Raw genomic sequence first — 19292 nt, forward strand, 5'->3', positions numbered from 1 at the left:
TTCGGGTGCACTAAACAAATAAACTACTAACTGTATGAAGAGAACTACTGACTAGTTCTCAATTTTTCTTTTAAATACTCTTTCAATTATCATACCAAACAACTGCCTGATACCCTACCTTTCTGATCTTTCTTAACGTGAAAAGTTTAATCAGGTGACAGCTTTTAACCTTAATTAACTTCTCACTAGACACTGACTAGACAGGCCATTGTTTTTTCCGGTTGACTTTGCAAAAGTAGATGATTGTTTACACCTTTAACGAAACTCTTAGTTTAAGTAATTGTTATGGTTAAGTTTGCTATACGTGTCCTCTGGAAAAACCGTCTGTTCAGCTTTCTGAATATCATTGGCCTTACTTTCGGCCTTTCTGCCACCATTTGGCTGGTTTTATTCCTCGAAAACGAATTAACATACGATCAACATTTCGATAACCATGAACGGATTTACCGGGTAAGTCATGTGCTTTCTGCTCCGGGTGTTGAATTCAACACTGCCTTTTCTGCTTCTGAGTTGCCACCTAAAATGAAGGAGGAACTCCCGGGAATAGAAAGTTATTCCCGATTTGGCTTTGTAGGCAGAGAGGAAATCCAATACAACAATAAAGTCTTTCGTCAGGAACGGATGTATTACACCGACCCGACCGCCTTCGATATTTTCAGCCTGAACTTTCTGATGGGTGACGCTCAAACGGCATTGAAGAATCCCTCAACTGTTGTCATTTCCAAATCAGTCAATGACAAAATCTTCGGAGAACAATTGGGCATCGACAAAACCATTCGCATCAATGATCAGAACCTGAAAGTAACGGGGGTATTTGAAGACCTTCCCAAAAACTCACATTTCATTTTCGATGTATTGATCTCAGGTGTCAGGACGAGAGATTTTGCCATTCAGGATGGCGTATTCAACTCAGAGGTTTTATGGAATGCAGACGGCCTGAATTATATATTACTGGAAGAAGGCACCACTAAAGAAGACATCCTTAGCAAGTTTGAGCCTTTCAATGAAAAATATTACATGCCTTTCGGCAACCAGATTAATGGAAATCATAAGCTGAGACTTCAACAGCTTGCTTCCATTCACTACGATAAGGAAAAAATTGATGATGACTTTGCCAAAGGCAACCCCACCAACCTCTTGGTCTTCTCTTCAGTGGGGCTGGCCATTTTGTTGTTGGCCTGTATCAATTACATTAACCTGGCTACAGCCAGAGCAGGACTGAGAGCAAAGGAAATCGGTATCAGAAAGGTTCTGGGTACACACGTCAGCCGATTGAGAATTTCCCTGATTACCGAGTCAATGGTGCAGGTGCTTGTGGCTTATCTGCTGGCCATCGGCTGCGTTTGGTTGCTCATTACTCAATCTCCTTTTCAAAGCTGGTTAGGCGTAGATTTCGACTTCACGCTCTTCGAAAATACCCCTTTATTGTTGGGTACACTGGTCATTGTTTTGTTAACCGGACTCCTTGCAGGAACATATCCCGCTTTCTATCTCTCACAAATTAAACCTGTGAAAGCACTAAAAGGAACCTGGTCAGCCTCAAAAGGAGGGCAACTGATGCGTCAGGGTCTGGTATTATTCCAATTCGTTATTTCTATCGGGGTATTACTGTCCACCCTTTTAATGAAGGATCAGATTTCCTTTTTACAAACCAAAGACCTGGGCTTTGAAAAGGATCAGGTTCTACTGGTGAGTACCAGAGATTCAGTGACCCAAAACCGATACAGAGCATTTAAAAACAGTCTCGAATCATTCCCGATTATTGAGCATGTCACTTCATCGAACTCACTGGTGGGTACTGATATTGGCCAGGTAGTTTTCAGGGTTGAAAAAGATGGTGAAATGAAGCAGATGGAGTTTAAGAGCATGCAGGGAGATGCTGACTTTTTGAAGGCATTCGGTATACCACTTTCGGAGGGAGAATCTTTTACAGGAGAAGAGACCCGTGGCAACACTAAATTTGTGGTCAACGAAACGGCAGCCAGAGAAATTGGCTGGGACAATCCGATCGGTAAGAAAATGGGCTTTTTCCATCAGGCCGACCCGGGGCAGGTGATTGGCGTGATGCGTGATTTCAACCACTTCTCACTACATAATCCTATTGAGCCTCTGGTCTTTGTGTTTAACCCAACTCCGGGTAACAACCTGATCGTTCGTTTCAAGCAGAACCAATCGGGAGAAGCATTGAAAATTGTGGAGTCTGTGTGGAATGAACAATTACCTAATTATCCATTTGAATACAGCTTCCTCAATGACCGACTGAATGCCCAGTATGAGGCCGACAGAACTCAGGGCCAGTTGATCACCTTTATGACCATTCTCTGTGCGATTATTTCCCTGATTGGTCTAATCGGACTGACAGCCTTTAACATTGACCAGCGCAGAAAAGAGATTGGAATCAGAAAGGTCTTGGGTGCCATGTCGCCACAAATTGTAACGATTATTTACTCCGGAACCTTTAAACTCTTACTCATAGCCAGTGTCATTGCTGTTCCCCTGGCTTATCTGGGTATCAATCGTTGGAGTCAGAACTTTGAATATCAGACCGGCATCAATGTGGGACTGATCATAGCCGGAGTAGCAGCTTCTCTGTTGATTACCCTGGTGCTGGTCAGTTCTTTGGTTTTCAATTCGGCTCAGAAGAACCCTGCTCATACCCTGAGGCAGGAGTAATTAATTGATGAAAGCCTGTTGCACTACTTCATCTGCTATATTTGAACAGTGAAACAGGCAGTAGTCATATTAATTACACTGATGCTCTTGCATCACCTGATGCCCTGTCTGGACTCTGATCCAGACTGTTTCCAGAAAGAGCAGACGCAGGTAAGTCTCAGCATGGATAATACCGATGACTGTCCGCAAAAAGACTGTACCGACTCTTGCTGTTGTGCCTGCTGTAAATTACCAGTCATTAAGAGCAACCTTCTGTTTATAGCTACTGAAAAAACTTTTATGATTCACCATGACCAAAGCAGTCCTGGTATTTTTCAGATTCCTGTCTATGATATTTGGCAACCGCCTAAAGTTTAGCCGCCACATATATTCCAAATTGACGGGTGCTGTTGCATCCGATTTTCGGCATTTAAACTTTACATATGAACAGCTTAAAAATATTGATGATTACGTCATGTCTCCTTTTGAGTCATGTCCTTTGTGGTCAAAACAACCTTACATTTAAAATTATAGATGCAGATTCAGAGGAGGCCCTGATAGGGGCTACTGTTTATGCTTCTGAAAACCTTGGAGCAATAGCCAATGAGGAAGGTATTGCCGTTTTAGAAAACCTGGCAGAAGGAGTTGTCAAGGTAAAAATCTCATTCATTGGTTATGAAGCCAAAAGCCTGAGTTTCAATATTCCCTATACCGGTGAATCTCCCATTCTGGTAGCCATGGAACCCCATGAAGAAGAAATGGAAGCCATGATTGTTACGGCAACCAGAACAAGCAGAAGTATAGAAGACATTCCCACCAGAATAGAGTTTTTAGGATCAGAAGAGCTACAGGAGAAATCCGTCATGCGCTCAGCCAATATTGCCATGCTCCTTCGCGAAAGTACCGGAATTCAAATGCAGGTAACCTCCCCAAGCTCGGCTAATCAGAGCATTAGAATTCAGGGTTTGGATGGAAGATATACTCAACTCATGAAAGATGGATTTCCATTGTATGGTGGCTTTTCAGGTGGATTGAGCATTATGCAGATTCCTCCACTCGATTTACGACAGGTTGAAGTGATTAAAGGAAGTAATTCCACCCTTTACGGAGGAGGGGCCATTGCCGGCCTGGTCAATCTGGTGAGCATCAGGCCCGAAGCTGAAAGCCTGAGCAAAATCATGCTCGATCAGACTTCTGCCGGAGGAACAACATTCAATGCATTTCATGCCTCAAAAGAGGCCAGGTGGTCATACACTTTATTTGCCTCAGCACACAGGCAAGAGGCCTATGATGCCAATGACGACTTCTTTTCAGACATTCCTGAAACACGAAGTCTGACCTTCAACCCAACCCTTTTCTATAAACCATCGGCATCTTCAACATTCCGGCTGGCCCTGAACGGTACCTTTGAAGATCGCTGGGGTGGTAACTTAGGTGCTGTAGATAACAGAGAAGCAAGCAGTCAGGCTTACCTGCAGGAAAATGAAACACGAAGAATGTCTTATCAACTGAGTTTTACTAAGACCTGGGATGACAACAGAAAACTAAACATTAAGAACAGTCTGCTCTTCTTCGACCGAAGCATCCAACAATTTCAATATGGATTCAATGGCCAGCAGACCGCTACATTCAGTGAGGCTTCTTACTCCTTTGGCAGTACCCGAAGTAGCTGGTTAATCGGTTTAAATATTTACTCCGATCAGTTTAGCGAAGGAGATATCTCCACAAATGACCGAAGCTACAATCAGTTTACATCAGGGGTATTTGTTCAGCAAAATTGGCAGCTAAACGAACAATGGTTTATTGAAACAGGCCTTCGGGTTGACCAAAGCCGGAATTATGGGCTACAGACACTTCCGCGCCTGTCTGTAATGCATAAGGCCAATAGGAAGCTGACCTTCAGAATAGGAGGAGGTTTAGGTTACAAGTTGCCAACCATCTTTACGGAAGATACTGAACGACTGTCTTTCCGGGGTTTACAATCTCTAAACCTCAATAACCTGGATGCGGAAAAATCATTTGGCGGCAATTTCGATATCAATTACAGTACTGCGATTGGTGACAACTGGACATTTAGCATCAACCATTTGTTTTTCTACACTCAACTGAACAATCCGGTTATCCTGAATAGCCCCGACAATGGTACAACTTATCGTTTTAGAAATGCGAGTGGGGACCTTAATACCAAGGGGATGGAAACGAATTTAAAGCTGACTTATAATGACTTTAAGCTCTTTTTCAACTATGCTCTCATTGATACTGAACTGGGGTACTCTGGCGATCTGCAAAAACCACTTACTGCCAAAGACAATATTGGTGCAGTATTGGTCTATGAAGAGCATGAGAAGTGGAGGGTTGGGCTGGAGGCTTATTATACAGGCTCTCAGTTTCGCAGCGATTACTCAGTAACTGAAGATTATTGGATTACCGGTCTGATGGCCATGAGGAAGTTTAAAAACATCAGCCTGTATCTGAACTTTGAGAATTTCATTGATACCCGTCAGTCAAGATTTGAATCAATCAACCTTAGTAATTCCATGAATCCGGAAAATCTGGAAATATGGGCTCCAATGGATGGGTTTATTGTTAATGGGGGAATTATTCTGGAGTTGTAAATCACAAGAGGCTGTTTTAAGGTTCCGGTTCTTCCACATTACCCTGAACATGTCTTTGCCAAAAGGCAACAGACTTGTTTCAGGTTTTCTTCTAAACCCGAGATGCTGAAATAAATTCAGCATGAGGTATAGGGAATCTTAAAACAGCCTCTTTATTTATTTCTTGCCTTTCAGGCTCATTGACTCTGCCATCTTCACCGCTTCATAGGCATTGATAATACCACCTGAAACAGAAAGGTTAGAGAATTTCACTTCTTCGCCTGTTCCCGGCTCATTCACTTTCACCTCTACTCCTCTCACAGACTTCATGAGAATATCTTTCACCTGCTCCGGCTTCAGGTCAGGGAAGTAAGATAGCAGCATGGCTGCCACTCCGGCTGTTACCGGTGACGCCATACTGGTTCCCTGAGCATCCTGATATTCATTGCCTGGAGCCAGTGAGTAAATAGCTACACCCGGAGCGAATACATCAACTGACTTTTTACCATAGTTGGAGAACACACCTACATAGTTATTCTCCGAACCCCATGACGAGGCCCCTACTTCAATCCAATTCGCCCAGTCTCCTTTTCTTCCGAATTTATCGTTCGGGAAGTTGTTGGTCTCATCTGTATTCTGGGCTGAGTTTCCTGCAGCATGAACCAACAGCACTCCTTTGCTGGCGGCATATTCGATGGCATCATAAACATACTGTGTATTTGGTGAGTATCCTTTACCAAAACTCATGTTGATGACCTGAGCGCCATTATCTACTGCATATCGAATAGCATTGGCTACATCTTTATCTCTTTCGTCACCATCGGGAACAGCGCGTACTGCCATGATTTCTACATTGTTGGCTACGCCATCAATACCCAGGCCATTGCCTCGGCTGGCAGCAATAATTCCGGCTACATGGGTACCATGAAAGTTATCTGTGCCCTTACCAATAACATCATTATTACCATAACCTACTTCATCGAGTTTGTCTGGATCATCTCCAACAATTTGTCTGGTATCCAGATCAAGACTATAGCTGTACTCAGCCTGATCTTTGAAATGCTGCATATCCTGCTCTACAAAATAGATGAGTGTATCTAATGAAAGAGAAGGATCAGTCATGGTATAGATTTGTGATAGAATCTGCTTTCCTCTGGCAATCACCTGATCTGATGAGCTGATTTTACCAATGTTTTCCGAGTTCACTTCATCTACTTCCAGATAGGCTTTAAACAGCTGATTGTATCGCTTCAACTGACTGTTGATATTGCTCATCATCATGGTCTGACTGGTGGCTTCTGAGTAGCTCTTCTCGAATGATGCCTCAATCTCTTTCCAGTATTCGAATTCTTCTCTGTCCTTTTTGGCCACTTCATCAGCCGAAACATTGCCATACTTAGCTTTCAGACGCTTATACTCACGGGTGATTTCCAGGGTCTCTTTCCCCACATTAGTACCATCTTTTCCTCCGATGAAGTTCCATCCGTGAACATCATCGATGTAACCGTTATTATCATCATCTATACCATTGCCGGGAATTTCATCTTCATTAGTCCAGATAACTGCTTTCAGGTCTTCATGCTCAATATCGATTCCTGAATCAATAACAGCAACCAGCACCTTTTTACTTGGCTTTCCCTGTAGGTATTCGTAGGCCTTTTCGGTACTCACTCCATTCACTGAATCTTTCTGTGGATCCAGATTAAACCAGTTTTTGGGAGGAGGAGTGTCTTGTGCATTGAGTGCGAAAGCTGCCAGAAATAAGGCAGCAAATAATATCTTCTTCATATTCATTTATTTCGTTTCAAATTTACCTGTATCCGGATTCTTCACAATAGCTCCGGCAGGCATAACCATTCCATTCATGGCAATAAACGTGCCTTCATGTAAAGTATTGAGCGCCCCGATAGCTACACCAATGTTGAAAGCAGCATCGGAATTAGTGAACCTTTCCGGCTTATAAGCACCGGTAAGAACAATGGTTTTTTCCGGAATTTTGTTCAGAAAGGCTGCTGTTTCCGGCATGGTATCTGAGCCATGTGTAATCAATATTTTGGAGGCCTCAGATTGTTTAATATAGGTCAGCAGCTGAGCCCTATCCTGATCTGTAATTTCCAGTGAATCCTTTTTCATCAGGCTAACCACCTCATACTCAAAAGAGGGCATTACTTGCTGAAGTATGCGCTCCACTGCGGGTTCATCTATTTCAAAAGCATATCCCTTATTGGTTTTAGGATAGTCTTTATCTATAGTACCTCCGGTTTGAATGATCAGAATCTTCACGAAGGGAAGATAAGAAGAAAGTCTGGTTAGAAGTATTTTGAAAGCTCCCGATATAAGAGCTGGCCATCACTTGGTCTGGGAGCATCGGCATTAACCAGGCGTCCCTTTTTGTTAACGATAAAGTATCTCGGTATGGCAAATGGCGCCCTTGGATCTACACCAATGTATTCCCGTACTTCATCATAACGCTCATCAGTCATTCTGATATTGAAGGAGTTAAGTCTCATGTCTCTGACCATCTGCCGCCACTTGGCATCTACCCGATCAATGTCGAGGGAAAGGTAAATTACCTTCACTGGCTTGTCCTCCAAAAATTCATCGAAGGGCTTCTTGAATTCGGTGTTCATTTCATCGATACACGGATGACACCAGGTAGCCCACATGTCGAAATAGAGAACTGTCCCCCTAAACTTTTCAATAATATCCTGAATCGTAAAATCGCTATCTACTACCAACTCCATTTCTTCAGTAATAGGAGTGTTCATTCTGTAGTGCTCATTTTCAATTTTAATCAGGTACTTGCGTAGGTAGGTAAGCAATATCTGATCATTGAACTGCTCTTTGTAAGCCTCAAGCACATGAAGTAAATCGAAATTGAGCCGATCACTCATGGACTCCTGTCGGATGTCGTAAACCCAAAAGAGCTCCAAGACTTCATCTGACAGTTGATCAGATGCCCTGGCATATTTCTCTTCAAGAGTCGCTGTTTTCATGGCCTTGAAGTAGCTTCTAAGAAAGACAAAGTAGTTACGGGATTTCAGGCCCTGTTCACTTGAAATATCCAGTTCTGCCCTGACCGCTTCAGGGCTAAGGCTGGCCGATACCAGTCCCCGACTTATCCAGAAATACTTACTGTCTAACAACATCAATTCATAAAATGAATCTGATACACTCTCTTCTTCATAAGCCTGCTGCAGCTCTTTCTTCTCGGCACTTATTAAGCGGAACAGGTCCTCGGCAGAGAGCTTATCCTCCGATTGAAGCAGGCTTTGTCTTTCCAGATCAAAGTCTCTCACGAGTTGATTTGCTTTAGCCAGTTCTCCGGAAAAGGAGATGGTATTAACCAGATCATTCCAATCGGTTTGGAACCCCAGCTCTTCCCCTGGCTCAAGCCAAAAACGAAGGTAAATTCCTGATCGGCTGTCAGGCATACCTATGAACCCGGGTTCAGCCATATCAATGGTCTGCCTGAACCTGGCGTCATCTTCAACACTCACTTTAATCTGATTGGCTTCAACGGCTCCACCTTTATGGGGTATGTCAAAGAAGATGTAGCTGGAATAGAAGTTGTCTAGTGCTCCCGAGAACCGTGCCTTTTTCTGCTCAGTGAGCGGATTGAAGAGCAACAGTAAAATAAGAATGGTATTGCGCATCATTAAAACTAACAAATTAGTTCTAAGAATCAATATTTGAAGCAGGGTAATATGGTATCGCGTCTGGTACGCTTCACTATTTTGCCAAAGTTGAGGGTTAGCGAGAATTCATGGGCTCCCCCTGTAGCCCCTGCCAATCGGGAAACGGTGAAGTCATAGCTGTAAGCAAAAGAAAGATTACTGTTCAACTCCAACCCCACCAAACCGATAATAGACTCATTCTTAAATACTTTGTTTACGCTTTGTACAGGTATTCCCCTATACCAGCCTCCAATAACAAGGGGCTGAAAATAGAGTTGTACACCGGCATCGAGCTGATTAAAGCCTCCCTGCTTTTTATAATTGATGGCTATGGTAGCAGACCTTTCCTGGAACTGGTAGGCCACTGTTCTGAGCCGCCTTCCTCTGGCAAACATGATTTTATACCCTGCATGCCAGGAGTACTTTCTGGCAAGCTTACTTTCCTGATCAATGAATGACTGATTGGGCTCATTGATATGGTGTGTTGAGAAGCCTATCCAGGCGAGGTTGGTATATAACAGCGCTCCTGCCGAAGCACTCAGGAAGTTTACTTTTGCTCCTCTCTCAAAAATTTCACCACTTGGTCCAATCACCTGACCATTGACAATATCAATCTGATTACCGAAGACCAGGTCTTCAAAGTTCAGGTCTTTCTGGAAGTAGGAAAGCTGAACTCCGGTGCGTAAAACCACATCTGAAGAAACCTGCATTTTATAGGAATAGAGCCCTCCGATCTCATTGGACCGGAAATTCAAAAAGCCTTCCTTATGCTCGGTGACTATAAAGCCAAAACCACTTTCCGCTGCTTTGGAAAAGTAGTCGAGATAAGCAGAAATGGTTGTAAAGGAGTGGGAAAGCGATGGCCACTGGTTTCGGTAATTAACGCCCACACGGCCTCTATCAGTAGAGCCTGTCAGCGCAGGATTCAGGTATAAGGGTGATGCATAGAACTGTGAGAACTGAGGATCCTGCGCTTTCAGGTCTACCGAATGCAATAGTGTAAAGACAAAAGTGATTGTAAGTAAAAGTCTTTTCATAGGCCGCTAATTAATGAGTGCGAATATGCCTTCCCGCTCCACCTTCAGTCCGTTGAAGCTTACGCCAATAATCTTGTATACATAGTTTCCATTTTCTGCCTGACGGCCTTTTATAGTTCCATCCCATCCTTTGGTGTCAATATCATCAGTGCTGAAGATCACTTCACCCCAGGTATTGTAAATAATGAGTTGAGATTTGACCAGACCGAGCATTCTTGGCCTGAAGAAATCATTGTTTCCATCTCCATTCGGGGTAAAGGCATTCGGGATAATAATGCGATAGCCTTCTGTGATTTCCAGGTTAGAAATCTTCTCGGTCTGACAACCGGTTCGGTCCGTCACTACCAGCTTAACAGTGTATTGACCCGGTGCATCATAGGTATGAATTGGGTCTATCTCATCAGAGTCGAAGCCATCACCGAAATCCCAGTACCAGTCAACTACTTCTCCAACAGACTGATCGAAGAAGCTCACCGGGTCATTGGCAGAAAGGTCTCCTGTACGGTCTATCGACTCTGCCGTGTAGATAAAGTCTGCTAATCCCAGTTCGGGTATATCAATACTGATCGCATTGGTTTGGAAGCAACCTCTATCATCTAATACCTCAATGCTAAGTCGGCCTGGCTCGGTGAGTAGTACTTCGTTATTGGCACTATTTCCTTTTGACCAGTTGTAGGTATAGTTTCCTACTCCACCTTTCACGTCTGCCATGACTCTTACTCCGGCAATCCGGTTATTACAATCTATATAAGGCTCCGTACTTAAGCCTATTTGAAGTGGCTCTGGTTGCAATACAGTGTAGGTTCCCTGCACTTCACAGTTATATCTGTCCCGTACCGTCACTACATAAGTGCCTGGCAATACGTCTTTGATTTCTGAAGTAGTGGCTCCATTAGACCATCTGTAAGTATATGGAGCAGTTCCTCCGCTGACAATCACATTGACTCTTCCACTGAAAGGATCATTGCACCTGGCCGCTTCTTCGATATATGCATCGAGTGTTAAGTCTAAGGGTTCAATAATGTTGAAGGTCTGCTGAATGGTACAACCTTTATCGTCCGTGATTAGCACATTATACTCTCCCGGGCCAAGACCTGTGATGGTTTCAGAAGAAGCACCATTACTCCATCTTATACTCAAGGGTTCAATGCCTCCCTCAATATTGAGTGATATAGAACCATCATTGGCTCCGATGCAGCTGATCTCCTGCAATTGTGGCTCCACCTTGAACAGAGCAGGATCGGCCAGGTTATAATTACCCTGAACCTGACAGCCATTGGCATCTGTCACCAACACGGAATAACTTCCTGAACTAATACCAATCAGGTTTTTGGTTGTGGCCCCGGTTGACCATTGGTACGAGTAAGGCTCAACGCCTCCTTTTAAGTTTAGGTCAATTGATCCATTGCGATCATCATAACACTGACTTTCATTCACCAATGCATCTTCCAGTGACAGGGCCTCGGGTTGTGAGATAGTAAATACCCTTTCCTGAACACATCCATTGCCATCTTTTACCCGGACGGTATAATCCCCGACTCTCAGATTCTCAATGGATGAAGTAGTGGCTCCGGTACTCCACAAGAATTCGTAGAGGCCTGTTCCTCCCTCTACATCAATTACAATTCGGCCATCACTGTCGCCCATGCAGTTCAGGTTGAATTTGCCCTGAGAGCTAATAGTAATCGGTTGGTCTGGTTGGCTTATGGTCACCTGAGATTGTACCAGACAGCCATTGGCATCAGTAACCGAAACGGTGTAATCTCCTGCAGTCAGACCAGAAATCTGGCTGGTTCTTGACCCATTACTCCACAAATAGGTATAAGGGGCTACACCTCCCTGGGCTATAGCCGTGATGGTGCCAGAGTCATCACCAAAACAAAGCAGGTCATTGTAATCTGTCAAAAAGACTGAAAGGGCTTCTGAAGGTTCAGAAATCACTACGGTAATGGAGGTTCCGCAGCCATTCGAGTCTGTAATATCTGCTGAGTAAACTCCGGCTGTCAGGCCACTCAGATCGGCAGTAGACGCTCCATTGCTCCAGGCGAATGTATAAGAGCCACTACCTCCCGTGACGTCCAGATTAATTACCCCTGTGGCTTCTCCTTTACAGAGTACATCGAACTTCATCATGTCGACATTCAGGTCTTTGGCATCACCCACCTCTACACTGCGAGTGATTGAACAACCATTGGCATCTGTAATGGTAAGGTTATAAGTGCCGCCTGCAATATTGCTAAGGTCTTTACTGGTACTACCGTTCGACCAAACGAAGTTATAGGGTGCTGTTCCTCCTGTAGGAGTTACGGTAACCGCTCCATCTGTATCTCCAAGACAGGAGGAGTTAGTCACATCGAAGGTAACATCCAGTACATCCGGCTCACCTATTGTATAGTTCTCTATGAGCGTACAGCCTTTGGCATCTGTGATGGTGACTGAGTAATCTCCGGCAAAGACATTAACCAAATCTCTTTGGTTGGAACCATTGGACCAGGCATAGTTGAATGGACCAGTACCTCCCGTAACAGTAAGCTGAACTTTCCCCGTAGGCTGGCCATTACAAAAGGCATCGATAATTCCGGCTGATGCAGTTAATGGGGCCGAGGGAGCATCGACAACTACTTGTCTCACCTGCTGGCAGCCTCTTGCATCGGTTACAGTTACTTCATAAGTACCTCCGGCCAGACCTGAAATATCTCTGGTCGTTGCCCCATTATCCCAGGAGTAGGAGTAGGGCAATGTTCCTCCTGATACGGTGAGTTGAACAGAGCCATCATCAGCGCCAAAACAGGTCACATCATTGATCTGATTATTTATGGTTAAAGGCAGTGGTTCTGTCATGTTCCAATTATTGCCGACTGAACAACCATTGGCATCGATTACGGTGAGAGAGTAGCTACCCGGAGCCAAACCACTAATATCTTCAACCGAGGCTCCATTACTCCATTGATAGGTATAAGGACCAGTACCACCTGAAACAGTGATATCGAGCTCTCCATCATCCGCTCCATTGCATGAAATGGTAGTGATGCTACTGGTGATGGCCAATACATCCGGTCCTGCAACATTGTAGGTAGCCGAGACTGAACAGCCGTTGTTATCAATTACCGTTACCTGGTAATCTCCTCTTTCCAGCCCTAAAATGTCCTCACTGGATGATCCATTATTCCAGCTATAGGTGTATGGTCCTGTACCACCTGAAACGGTCAGGTCTATTCCTCCCTGATTGTCACCAAAACACTGTTCATCTGTGATGACGGCATTGAGTGAAAGAGGAGCAGAAGGTTCTGTAACAGCAATGGTTTGGGTGAAGGTACAGCCATTACCATCAGTTACGGTGATATCATAGTTTCCTCCTGAAAGGGTACTGATATTCTTGGTGGTTTCTCCATTGGACCAGGCATAGGTATAAGGCAGGGTTCCTCCGCTAACGGTAATAGTAATTGCACCATCAGCTGCACCAAAACAGGAAACATCAGTTACTGATGAGGCAATACCAATAGCAGCAGGTTGCGAAATGGTATAGCTTCTGGTGAGACTACATCCATTGGCATCGGTAATAAGCACAGAGTAATTACCGGGGTTCAGGGAAGAGAGGTCTTCGGAGGTAGCGCCATGGCCCCACGCGAAAGTGTATGGTGCAGTACCCCCGTTAACCTCAATATCAATAGCGCCATCAGCTGCTCCGTTACAACTTATTTGTGTAGTGGAACCTGTAACTGTTAAAGCTGTCGGACCGCCAACGGTCAAATCAGACTGTATAAAACATCCGTTGGCATCCGTTATCAGCACTTGATATGTTCCTTGTGATAATCCGGTTAAGTCTTTTGTGGTTGATCCCTGATTCCAGCTGTAGGTATAAGGAGCTGTTCCTCCTGTTACCGTCAGGCTAATGGCTCCCTGGCTATCTCCAAAACACTGTTCATCAGTCACAGTTGCTGCAGCTGCCAGGGCCGCTGAAGGCTCGGCCACGGCATAAGTTCCGGTAGAAACACAGCCATTCGCATCGGTAATGGTGACTGAATAGTTACCTCCCGAAATACCTGAGATATCCTGGGTGGTCGCTCCATTGGACCAGGAATAAGTATAAGGAGCAATCCCTCCTGAAACCGTTAAGTCAATGGCTCCATCTGCTGCTCCAAAACAGCTTACATCAGTTATGTTTTGTCCAATAGTGACAGCGAGTGGCTGAGTAATCGTCCATGAACCTGTTTGTGTACAGCCATTGGCATCGGTGATGGTAACAGAGTAGTTACCGGGTGCTAAGGCTGAAATGTCTTCTGTAGTTTCTCCATTGGACCAGGCATAGGTATAAGGGGCCGTTCCCCCACTGGCAGTCAAGTCGAGTGCCCCGTTGGCTGCTCCATTACAATCGATCTGGGTGGGTACAGCACTTACTGATAATTGTACCGGTCCCGAAACAGTATAATTAGAAGTCACCGAGCAGCCATTGGCATCAGTCACCACTACCTGATAACCTCCCTGACCCAAACCAGCAATATCTTTTGTGGTTGATCCCTGGTTCCAGTTATAGGTGTAGGGAGCTGTTCCTCCTGTGACTGTCAAAGCAATGGCTCCCTGGTTGTCTCCAAAACATATTTCGTCAGTGACACTTCCACTCACCGCCAATGCTGCGGTTGGTTCATTAATGGTATAGCTTCTGGTTGTCACACAACCATTGCCGTCTGTAATGGTGACTGAGTAATTTCCTCCTGAAATATTGAATAAGTCCTGGGTGGTGGCCCCATTACTCCATGAGTAGGTGTAAGGGGTAATTCCTCCAGAAACAGACAAATCAATAAACCCATCGGAAACACCAAAGCAGGAAACATCCTGAACATTCTCACCTACCAAAAGGGCTAAGGGTTCGGTAATAGTGAATGACCTGACCAGGCTACATCCAGAAGCATCAGCAATAGTCACCTGATAGTTGCCAGCCGTAATATTGCTCAGGTCTTCCGTATTGTCGCCATTACTCCATGTAAAGGTGTAAGGTGTAGTTCCACCCGAAACCGTGAGGTCAATAGCGCCTGTGGCATCTCCATTACAGAGAATATTTGTTTGCGTGCCGGAAGCAATCATAGCGGTAGGCATATTGATGGTATAGCTTTCCTGAATAAAGCAGCCATTCGCATCAGTAATGGTTACCTGATAGGTGCCATCTGCCAAACCGAAGATATCCTTGGTGGTAGCCCCCGTATTCCAGGCATAAGTATAGGGTGCCGTACCTCCTGCCGGAGTTAATTGAATGCTCCCATCACTTCCTCCAAAACAAGAAATGTCATTCACCGTGGCGGTGGTAGAAAGGGCAGCCACTGGCTCAGTCACAGCAATTGTTTCATTATAGGTACAGCCATTAAGATCTGTCACCGTCAATGTATAGTTTCCCGCGGCCAGGGTATTAATGTCTTCGGTGGTTTCTCCATTCGACCAATTGAAAGTATATGGTCCTGAACCACCAGAAACAGATATGTCTATGGCTCCATCATTATTACCGAAACAGGAAACATTGGTTGAGGTGTAAGAGAAAGCAATAGCAGTAGGTTCCGTAACAACATAGCTGGCAGATGTAGTACAGCCTCTGGCATCGGATATGTTGACGGTGTAATTACCCGGCCCCAGGTTACTGATGTCTTCAGTAGTCTCTCCATTCGACCAGGAAAAAGTATAGGGGGCTTCTCCTCCACCCACGGTAATATCAACTTCTCCATTTCCTGCTGCATTACAATCAACATCAGTTACAATCCCCGACAAAGTCAGAGCAGGAGGGTCAGTAATAGTAAATGAATCAGTGAATGAACAGCCGTTATTGTCTGTGACTGTCACGGTATAGTTTCCCGCGGCCAGGTTGCTCAAGTCCTCGGTAGTGCTTCCATGTGACCAGTTGTAAGAATAGGGCGCTGAACCTCCTGAAACGGTCAGATTAATGATTCCGTCTGCTGCTCCGTTACAGGTGATTTGACTCACCGAACTGGCAACCGCCAGTGCTGAAGGAGGCTCTGTGATGGTAAACGACTGTGTATCTGTACAGCCATTCGCATCGGTGATTGTAACGGAATAATTCCCTGCTGGAATGTTAGTGAGGTCTTCTGTAAGTGCTCCATTAGACCATAAAAAAGTATACGGGGTCGATCCTCCGCTTATCGAAAGATTAATTGACCCCGTACTTTCACCAAAACAACTAACATTCAGCTGTGTTGCCGTTGAGGATAGGATGGCCGGTTCTGAAATGTTGAATGATTCAACCTGAATACAGCCACTGGCATCGGTCACCGTAACGGTGTAATTGCCAGGTCCTAATCCTGTTCTGTCTTTTGTAGTAATACTAATATCGTCTGCCCAGCTGTAGGTGTAAGGGCCGTTCCCTCCCCCTACATTCAGGGTAATTGTTCCATCTGCCGCTCCATTACAAGTCACATCTGACAAGGTCTCTGAGACTGAAATTGGTGTCGGTTCAGAGATGGTAAACCCTATGGACTTTATACAGCCCACAGCGTCTGTCACTGATACCGAGTAATTGCCCGGTGCCAGATTGGTTACATCTTCAGTAGTAGCTCCGGTATTCCATGAATAGGTGTAGGGAGCAGAACCCCCTGTTACTGTCAAGTCAATGGAACCGTTATTTGAGCCGGCACAAGTACCATCTGTCTCTGTGCCTGATAAGGTCATAACCGTAGCCGGTTCAGTTAATGTTACCGTAAGTCCAACAGAACAACCCTCATCATCAGTCACCGTTACGGTGTAACTTCCTGCCACTACATTAACCAGATCCTGTGCCGTACTTCCATTCGACCAGGAATAGGTATAGGGAGCTGTTCCGCCAGATGGGGTAATATCTATTTCACCTGTTGAAGCTCCTTTACAAAGAATATCGACCTGTGTGTGTGATACCCCTATGGCAGGAGGGTCAACAATGGTGAAGTTCCTCACGATTGAGCATCCATTGTCGTCTTCAATGGTGACAGAGTAGGGCCCTGCACTTAGCCCTGAGATATTATTAGTAGTGGCTCCGGTACTCCAACTATAGGTGTAAGGTCCTGTTCCTCCGGTAACTGCCAATGAAATACTTCCATCATTAGCTCCATTACAAGAGATATCATTGACTACAGCATTATCATTCAATACCGCGGGTTGACCAAGTGTAATGATCTCTGTTACTGAACATCCAGCACCATTTTGATCGATCACCTCAACGGTATAGGTCCCAGCAGTCAAACCGTTAATGGTAGCCCCAGATGGACCATGACTCCAATTATATACATAGGGCCCTGTACCGTTTGAGGCAGAAACTGTGATTTCACCATCAGCAGCTCCGTTACATGTTGGTTCCGTCAGGGTGGGTGTTACAATAATTGAAGGAGGGTCTGTTAATGTAAATGTCTCAAAATAGGTACAACCGTTGTTATCTGTTACAGTCACAGTATGCAACCCTGCGGTAAGATTAGAAGCCGTTGCCGTATTATCTCCGTTGGACCATGAATAAGCGTAAGGCCGCGTTCCTCCCTGCATGTTGATGGTCACCGAGCCATCATTACCCCCAGCGCAGGAAGGATTGGTGGTTGCCTCACTAAGTTTTGACAGGGCCATGGCCGGCTCTGAAACCGCAATGTTATTTTGTGTGACTGAACAGCCATTGGCATCTGTTACTGTCAGGTTATAGGTACCTGCTGCAAGAGATGAAATATCAGCCGAGGTAGCTCCTGTAGACCAGCTGTAAGTATATGGAGCTGTTCCTCCGCTGACGTTACTCTCAATCACACCGGTGGCATCGCCAAAGCATGCCACATCGGTAACATTCGGGCTTAAGGTTAATACAGATGGTTCATCAACTACATAAGAACTTACATCAGTACAACCGGCATTATCAGTAATAATGACCGTATAACTGCCAGCCGCCAGGCCCGAAATATCTTGTGTTGTGGCACCATTAGACCAACTGTATGAGTAGGGTGCCACACCTCCACTCACGCTCAGATTAATAGCCCCTGTTGAAGTGCCATTACACAGAGCATCTGTTATGCTTGCACTTGGAACAATTTCCGGAGGAGAACCAATGGTTTGTATAGGTGAGGTAACCGTACACCCGGTACCATTCCTATCCATCAATATCAACTGGTAATCTCCCGGAGCAAGTCCGGTTACCGTAGCAGTATTACCCACTGTTACCCCATCAGAAACCCTTACCCACTCATAGACATAGTTTCCCCAACCTCCGGTCCCGGTAGCAGAAAGAGATCCGTCACTTGAGTTGAAACAGGTAGCATCTGAAGAAGCACCTATTGAATAATTCAGGAAATCGGCAGGCTCAGTAATAGTGAATGTAATATCTCCGGTACAACCATTATCATCTGTTACGGTTAGTGTATAATTATCTACACCAAGCCCACCCAGGGTAATAATATTGGAAAAGGGAGGAGCAGTTCCCGTGCCAATGGAATTACCTCCACCGTTGAATAGCTCCCAGGAATAATCCGGACTACCATTGGTCATAGTAACGACAACCTGAGCATCTGAATCTCCACGACAGGTAACATCATTGACTACAACAGAACCAACCAGGTTTGGCGGATTAGTTACCGTATAGGTAGCGGTCTCGGTATCACCATCCGCATCAGTTACGGTTACTGAATAGTCATCTGCCGCAAGGCCACTCAATATGAAGCTGTTTCCTACCACGTTACCTCCACTATCTTTCCACTCGTAAGTGAATGGTGCATCTCCAGTCACACCTATCGTGATCACGCCAACACAACTGTTGATTTCCACATTGGCGATTACAGGACATTGGTTGGTACATTGTGCATATAATTGGCCACCACCAGCCGCCAAAAGAATGACGAATAGCGAAATAGTCCTACTAAGCGACTGTTTAGGTGGTGTGACTGACATTTTAGTTAAGATTCCTATTTGCTGAATAACAACAAATTGATACTGAATATCAGGCTTTCTTGATTCCCAGTCAACGGGTCGGGTTTAATCAATTCTATTAGAATAGTACAATTTCAGACTTACATAATAAGAGTCATTTATGACGGCTTTTAAAGTGTGACAGGCGCCCGACAAAAATCAAAATGTGAACAACAAAAGGCTATACTTCAATCCAATTGTATTTAACACTGAGTCAACTGAAGGATTTCAATCATTTTGGCTAAAATTTTTTTCAACTTTTTTGCCTGTTAATTCTTGTTAAATGCATTTGACGGTAAGAGGGTAACGTATCATTCTTACCATATTTGCCTGAATCATACCTTATAAGTGGCAACATTTCGCACTTACATAAGTATAGTGTATGAGGTTTGAGGTAATTATTTATTTTAGCGCGCATTAAGGAA

8 protein-coding genes are annotated in these 19292 nt (G+C 44.7%); 3 read left to right on the forward strand and 5 right to left on the reverse strand.

Annotated elements, in window-relative coordinates; all coding sequences use genetic code 11:
• Nucleotides 1-285 precede the first annotated feature (285 nt).
• From ACOOEY_RS10145 to ACOOEY_RS10155, 3 genes are all read left to right on the forward strand, one after another.
• Entirely contained in the window at nt 286-2673 is a 2388-nt protein-coding gene (locus tag ACOOEY_RS10145) for an ABC transporter permease (RefSeq protein ID WP_420388563.1), read from the forward strand.
• Nucleotides 2674-2721: 48 nt separating this feature from the next.
• Entirely contained in the window at nt 2722-3030 is a 309-nt protein-coding gene (locus ACOOEY_RS10150; RefSeq protein WP_420388564.1) for a hypothetical protein, read from the forward strand.
• Nucleotides 3031-3095: 65 nt separating this feature from the next.
• Nucleotides 3096-5267, forward strand: a complete 2172-nt coding sequence (locus ACOOEY_RS10155) for a TonB-dependent receptor (protein ID WP_420388565.1) — start codon at nt 3096-3098, stop codon at nt 5265-5267.
• A 156-nt stretch (nt 5268-5423) separates the two neighbouring features.
• Here ACOOEY_RS10155 and ACOOEY_RS10160 read toward each other — a convergent pair whose 3' ends face one another.
• The 5 genes from ACOOEY_RS10160 to ACOOEY_RS10180 are packed head-to-tail and all read right to left on the reverse strand — an operon-like array spanning nt 5424 to nt 18849.
• Nucleotides 5424-7034, reverse strand: coding sequence for a S8 family serine peptidase (locus ACOOEY_RS10160; RefSeq protein WP_420388566.1), 1611 nt, complete (start codon nt 7032-7034; stop codon nt 5424-5426).
• Nucleotides 7035-7040: 6 nt separating this feature from the next.
• The gene (locus ACOOEY_RS10165; protein WP_420388567.1) at nt 7041-7529 is read right to left on the reverse strand and encodes an asparaginase domain-containing protein; all 489 of its coding nucleotides are present in this window, start codon (nt 7527-7529) and stop codon (nt 7041-7043) included.
• 26 nt (nt 7530-7555) lie between these two features.
• Nucleotides 7556-8905, reverse strand: a complete 1350-nt coding sequence (locus ACOOEY_RS10170; protein WP_420388568.1) for a TlpA family protein disulfide reductase — start codon at nt 8903-8905, stop codon at nt 7556-7558.
• Nucleotides 8906-8931: 26 nt separating this feature from the next.
• Complete coding sequence (locus tag ACOOEY_RS10175) at nt 8932-9960, reverse strand: type IX secretion system membrane protein PorP/SprF (RefSeq protein ID WP_420388569.1); 1029 nt, start codon at nt 9958-9960, stop codon at nt 8932-8934.
• 6 nt (nt 9961-9966) lie between these two features.
• Complete coding sequence (locus ACOOEY_RS10180) at nt 9967-18849, reverse strand: PKD domain-containing protein (RefSeq protein WP_420388570.1); 8883 nt, start codon at nt 18847-18849, stop codon at nt 9967-9969.
• Nucleotides 18850-19292: the final 443 nt, after the last annotated feature.

The sequence above is a fragment of the Roseivirga sp. genome (assembly GCF_965216855.1).
Taxonomy (GTDB): Bacteria; Bacteroidota; Bacteroidia; order Cytophagales; family Cyclobacteriaceae; genus Roseivirga.